This window comes from Salinarimonas soli (assembly GCF_008386575.1).
Taxonomy (GTDB): domain Bacteria; phylum Pseudomonadota; class Alphaproteobacteria; order Rhizobiales; family Beijerinckiaceae; genus Salinarimonas_A; species Salinarimonas_A soli.
This window is the reverse complement of sequence record NZ_VUOA01000089.1, coordinates 1-1,185: the sequence shown is the minus strand read 5'-3', so window position 1 is coordinate 1,185 and position 1,185 is coordinate 1. Positions and strand designations below refer to the sequence as shown.

Annotated in this window: 1 protein-coding gene; it reads left to right on the top strand. The window is 66.3% G+C overall.

Features of this window, described 5'->3' with window-relative positions; genetic code table 11:
* Nucleotides 1-1,185 (top strand): elongation factor Tu (tuf, locus tag F0L46_RS25350; RefSeq protein ID WP_149822392.1); only part of this gene is annotated, 1,185 nt, incomplete at both ends.

The following is a 1,185-nucleotide window of genomic DNA, read 5'->3' as shown; positions in this document are numbered from 1 at the left end:
TGGCCAAAGAGAAGTTTTCGCGAACGAAGCCGCACTGCAACATCGGGACGATTGGTCACGTGGACCATGGGAAGACGTCGCTGACGGCGGCGATCACGAAGGTTCTGGCGGAGTCCGGTGGGGCGACGTTCACGGCCTACGACCAGATCGACAAGGCGCCTGAGGAGAAGGCGCGCGGGATCACGATCTCGACGGCTCACGTGGAGTACGAGACGACGAACCGGCACTACGCGCACGTGGACTGCCCGGGTCACGCGGACTACGTGAAGAACATGATCACGGGCGCGGCGCAGATGGACGGCGCGATCCTGGTGGTGTCGGCGGCCGACGGCCCGATGCCGCAGACGCGCGAGCACATCCTTCTGGCGCGCCAGGTGGGCGTGCCGGCTCTGGTGGTGTTCATGAACAAGGTCGACATGGTCGACGACGCGGAGCTTCTGGAGCTGGTCGAGCTGGAGGTGCGCGAGCTTCTCTCGAAGTACGACTTTCCCGGCGACGACATCCCGATCGTGAAGGGCTCGGCGCTGATGGCGCTGGAGGGCAAGTCGCCTGAGATCGGCCGCGACGCGGTGATGAAGCTCATGGCGGAGGTGGACGCCTACATCCCGCAGCCCGAGCGCCCGATCGACATGCCGTTCCTGATGCCGATCGAGGACGTGTTCTCGATCTCGGGCCGCGGCACGGTGGTGACGGGCCGCGTGGAGCGCGGCGTGGTGAAGGTGGGCGAGGAGGTCGAGATCGTCGGCATCCGCGACACGGTGAAGACGACCGTGACGGGGGTGGAGATGTTCCGCAAGCTGCTCGACCAGGGGCAGGCGGGCGACAACGTGGGCGTTCTGCTGCGCGGCACGAAGCGCGAGGACGTGGAGCGCGGGCAGATCCTGTGCAAGCCGGGCTCGGTGAAGCCGCACAAGAAGTTCAAGGCCGAGGCCTACATCCTGACGAAGGAGGAGGGCGGCCGCCACACGCCGTTCTTCACGAACTACCGTCCGCAGTTCTACTTCCGGACCACGGACGTGACGGGGATCGTGAAGCTGCCCGAGGGCACCGAGATGGTGATGCCCGGCGACAACGTGACGATGGAAGTGGAGCTGATCGTGCCGATCGCCATGGAGGAGAAGCTGCGCTTCGCCATCCGCGAAGGCGGCCGCACGGTCGGCGCCGGCGTCGTCGCCCAGGTGATGG